The sequence below is a fragment of the Lacisediminimonas sp. genome, assembly GCF_030645335.1.
Classification (GTDB): Bacteria; Pseudomonadota; Gammaproteobacteria; order Burkholderiales; family Burkholderiaceae_D; genus Lacisediminimonas.
Genome location: NZ_JAUSNH010000106.1, coordinates 1 through 4289 on the forward strand (window position 1 = coordinate 1; position 4289 = coordinate 4289).

Sequence of the window (4289 nt, forward strand, 5' to 3'; positions counted from 1 at the left end):
TTGCCTGGGCATTACGGAGGTGGATCCGGCGCGTGGCATCCTGTTGTTCGAGCGTTTCATTTCCAAAGAACGCAATGAGCCGCCCGACATCGATGTCGACTTCGAGCACCAGCGGCGCGAAGAAGTGATCCAGTACATCTACGGAAAATATGGCCGCGAGCGCGCAGCATTGACTGCCGTGGTGATCAGCTACCGTCCGCGCAGCGTGCTGCGCGACGTCGGCCGGGCGCTGGGTGTGGATGCCGGCGTGATCGACCAGATCGCCAGTTCGCATCGCTGGTGGGACGGCAAGACCGGGCTGGCGGAGCGCTTTGTGGAAAACGGTATGGATCCGGACTCGGTGCTGGCACGTCAGTGGTGGGGCCTGGCGGAAAAACTGATGGGCTTCCCGCGCCACCTGTCGCAGCATCCGGGCGGCTTTGTGATCGCGCGCGGCAAATTGTCGCGGCTGGTGCCGATTGAAAACGCGGCGATGGCAGAGCGCAGCGTGGTGCAGTGGGACAAGAATGACCTGGATTCACTGGGCTTGCTGAAGGTCGACATCCTGGGCCTGGGCATGCTGTCGGTGATCCGGCGTGCGCTGGCCTTTGTATCGGAACAGCGTGGCGAGCCGTTCGAGATGCAGGACATTCCGGCCGAAGATGCGGCAACCTACGAGATGATCTGCCAGGCCGATACGGTGGGCGTGTTCCAGATCGAAAGCCGGGCCCAGATGTCGATGCTGCCGCGCATGCGGCCGCGCACTTTCTATGACCTGGTGATTGAAGTGGCGATCATTCGCCCGGGACCGATCCAGGGCGGCATGATCCACCCGTACCTGCAACGGCGCCAGGGGCTGGAGCCCGTAAGCTACCCCAGCCCGGACATGGAAAAAGCCCTGGCGCGCACGCTGGGCGTGCCGATTTTCCAGGAACAGGTGATGCAGATTGCCATGCTGGCCGCCGGCTTTAGCGCCGGCGAGGCCGACCAGTTGCGGCGCGCAATGGCAGCCTGGCGGCGCAAGGGCGGCCTGGGCGATTTCGAGCAGAAGCTGGTCAATGGCATGCTGGAGCGCGGCTATACCCGTGAATTTGCCGATTCGATTTTTCGCCAGGTGCAAGGCTTTGCCGAATACGGTTTTCCGGAGAGCCATGCCGCCAGTTTTGCCTTGCTGGCGTATGCCAGTTCATGGCTCAAGCAGCATCATCCGGCGGCGTTCCTGGCGGCGCTGCTCAATAGCCAGCCGATGGGTTTTTATGGCCCTTCCCAACTGGTGCAGGACGCCCGACGGCATGGGGTCGAGGTGCATGCGGTCGATGTCTGCGCCAGCCATTGGGAAGCCACGCTGGAAGCCGGCCCCACCCGCGCGCCGGCAGTACGGCTGGGCCTGAACATGGTGAACGCACTGCAGCAGGAAGCCGGCTGGCGCATCGAGGAGGCGCGTGCAATACGCAACTTTGCCGATGTGCGGGACCTGGCGTTGCGCGCGCAGTTGACGCGGCATGACTTGCAGGTGCTGGCGGGGGCCAATGCCCTGGTGGCGCTATCGGGCAACCGGCGCCAGGCTTTGTGGCAAGCCGTGGCCGGTACGCCGGACAAGGGTTTGCTGCGTCCTGCCACGATCCGGGAAGAAGCGCTGGCACTGACGCCGCCTTCCGAGGCGGACGATATCGTGCAGGATTACCGCTCGCTAGGACTGACTTTGGGCCGGCATCCGCTGGCCTTGTTGCGCGGCGCCTTGCTCAAACGGCGCTTCCTGCCGGCTGAGGTGTTGCATACCTTCGCCAATGGGCAACTGGCGCGTGGCTGCGGCATCGTCACCATGCGCCAGCGTCCGGGAACGGCCAATGGCGTGATGTTCATTACCATCGAAGACGAGAGCGGATTGGTCAACGTCATCGTCTGGCCGGCGCTGGTGGCGCAGCAGCGTCGGGAGGTGCTGGACGCGGCGTTGCTGGGTGTCTACGGCGTCTGGCAAAGCGAACGCGGCGTGCGGCACCTGGTCGCCAAGCGTTTTGTCGACCTGTCATGGATGCTGGGGCGGCTGGATACCAGCAGCCGCGATTTCTGCTGACAAACCAAGGCGATCCACGCCTCGCGCCTCGGCGGTATCAAATCCGGTATGCCAGGCTCAGCGTGTGCGCGCGCCGCCCGCCATTCTTGCGCGTAATTTTTTCCACACATATCCGGCAACCGCCATCAGTATCATTTTTCGCATTACCCACTCCTGTAAAAGACAACCAACATCGCTCCGACCCGCTCCGGGACGACAAGTTCGCGCCATTGCTGCAGCATATTTACACACTATCGAGGAGTCGATACACTGGCCCGAAACGAACACTCGTTCGATTCTAAAAAATGGAGACGCCAGTGAACAATCCCCGTTTCAGCCGCCGTGACTTCCTGAGGACCACGGCTGCCGCTGGCGCCGTCCTTGCCTTACCCGCCATCGCCCAGCAGGGCTATCCCAATCGCCCGATACGCCTGATCTGCCCGTGGCCCGCCGGCGGCTCGACCGATGCCGTGATGCGCGCCTTCGCCGAAAGCCTGGGCAAGCAGCTTGGCGGCACCGTGCTGATCGAAAACAAGCCGGGCGCGGGCGGCATACTCGGCGCACAGGAACTGGTGAACGCCAAGCCGGACGGCTACACGCTGTCGCAAATTCCGCTGGGCGTATTCCGCTTGCCCCACATGCAAAAGGTCACGTTCGATCCGCTGAAGGACTTTACCTACATTGCCTGCCTGACCGGTTATACCTTCGGGCTGGTCGTGCGTGCCGATTCGCCGATCACCAGCATCAAGGACCTGGTCGATTACGCCAAAGCCAATCCGGGCAAGTTTTCGTATGGTTCTACCGGTACCGGCACGACGCCGCACCTGGCAGTCGAACAGTTCGCCAAGCGCGCCGGCATCAAGCTCTTGCATGTGCCGTACAAGGGCAATGCCGATGGCATGACGGCGGTGCTCGGCGGCCATGTGATGTCGCATAGCGACGCCACCGGCTGGGGACCGAATGTCGATGCCGGCCGCATGCGTTTGCTGGCGACCTACGGCAGCAAACGCACCAAGCGCTGGCCGAATGTGCCGACCTTGCAGGAACTGGGGTATGCGACCGTGTCCGATTCGCCGTTCGGCGTGGCCGGACCGAAAGGGATGGACCCGGCGCTGACCCGGCGCTTGAACGATGCGCTGCGCAAGACGCTGGACGATCCTGCGGTGCTTGCCACGCTTGAAAAATTCGACCAGTCGGTGATTTATCTCGATAGCGAGGGCTATACCAAATTTGCGCGAGAGACTTACCAGGCCGAGAAGGAAACGATAGAGAGTCTGGGCTTGTCGAAGCCGGCTTGATTGTCATGCGAACCTGGCTGCGGGGTGTGTTGTTGTCGTTGCTTGTGCTGGCTTGCGGCGCGTTGGTGCTGCAGCCGGCACTGGCTGCCGATGAGCCGGCCTGGGCTGCGCTGGCTGCGGGCAATCAGGTGGTGCTGATGCGGCATGCGGCGACGGAGCCGGGGATTGGCGATCCGGCCGGGTTTCGCAAGGATGACTGCAGGACGCAGCGGAACTTGTCTGCTGCGGGGCGTGAATCGGCGCGGAAGATCGGCCAGGTATTGCGTGATCGTCGGGTGGTGGTGTCCGATGTCTGGTCGAGTCGGTGGTGTCGTTGCCTGGATACTGCGCGGCTGGCGTTTGGGCGGGTGCAGCCGATGGCGATGCTGGATTCGATGTTCAATGATCCTGAGGGATCAGACGATGAAAAGTTGCGGGCGCTACGCGTTGCGTTGAGCGCGCGGACTGCGGGTGGGGGCAACCGGGTGCTAGTGACGCATGAGGTCAATATTCGTCGGTTGACGGGGGTTTCTGTCGGGATGGGGGAGATGGTGGTGGCTGGTGTGGGGGCGGGTGGGGGATTGGTGGTGGTGGGGCGGTTGCGGGTGGATTAGATCGGGTTTTTAAATCGGGTGTTTTTGGTTAATTGCTTCGTTTTTTATAATCGGGTTTTGTTTTTTTGGTGTTAAGCGGGGTGTGCGCCCCCGCGGGCGCGTGACTTTCTTTTTGGCGGCGCCAAAAAGAAAGTCACCAAAGAAAAAACGCTAAAACCCATTTGGCTAACCGCGCCTCGAAAGGCAACTCGATTCGGGCTCTCGATCACGTTGATTTTTCGTTTCACTTCGGAAATCGGCAAGGCGTGAGTTTTCTCAGTGGATCAGCCAACCCGCTACAGTTACTTTCCTTAGTGTTTTACCCGTGGAGACGCTAATCACACTTTAGAAGCAGCGGACTGGAGTGTGCGACGGAAACAATGAGAT

Annotated in this window: 3 protein-coding genes; all 3 read left to right on the forward strand. The window is 61.6% G+C overall.

Going from position 1 to position 4289, the window contains the following annotated elements; translation table 11 throughout:
• The coding region (locus tag Q7T64_RS07490) for an error-prone DNA polymerase (protein ID WP_304793680.1) at positions 1-2053 on the forward strand (2053 nt) is incomplete at its 5' end.
• A gap of 296 nt (positions 2054-2349) precedes the next feature.
• A complete protein-coding gene (locus Q7T64_RS07495) occupies positions 2350-3330 on the forward strand; it encodes a tripartite tricarboxylate transporter substrate binding protein (protein ID WP_304793684.1) in 981 nt (326 codons plus the stop codon).
• A 5-nt stretch (positions 3331-3335) separates the two neighbouring features.
• Positions 3336-3923 (forward strand): histidine phosphatase family protein, encoded by a 588-nt coding sequence (locus Q7T64_RS07500; protein WP_304793687.1) that lies wholly within the window; start codon positions 3336-3338, stop codon positions 3921-3923.
• Positions 3924-4289: the final 366 nt, after the last annotated feature.

Excerpts from the sequence above, each read along its gene's own strand:
- Q7T64_RS07500 (WP_304793687.1), top strand. The coding sequence starts at position 3,336 with ATGCGAACCTGGCTGCGGGGTGTGTTGTTGTCGTTGCTTGTGCTGGCT.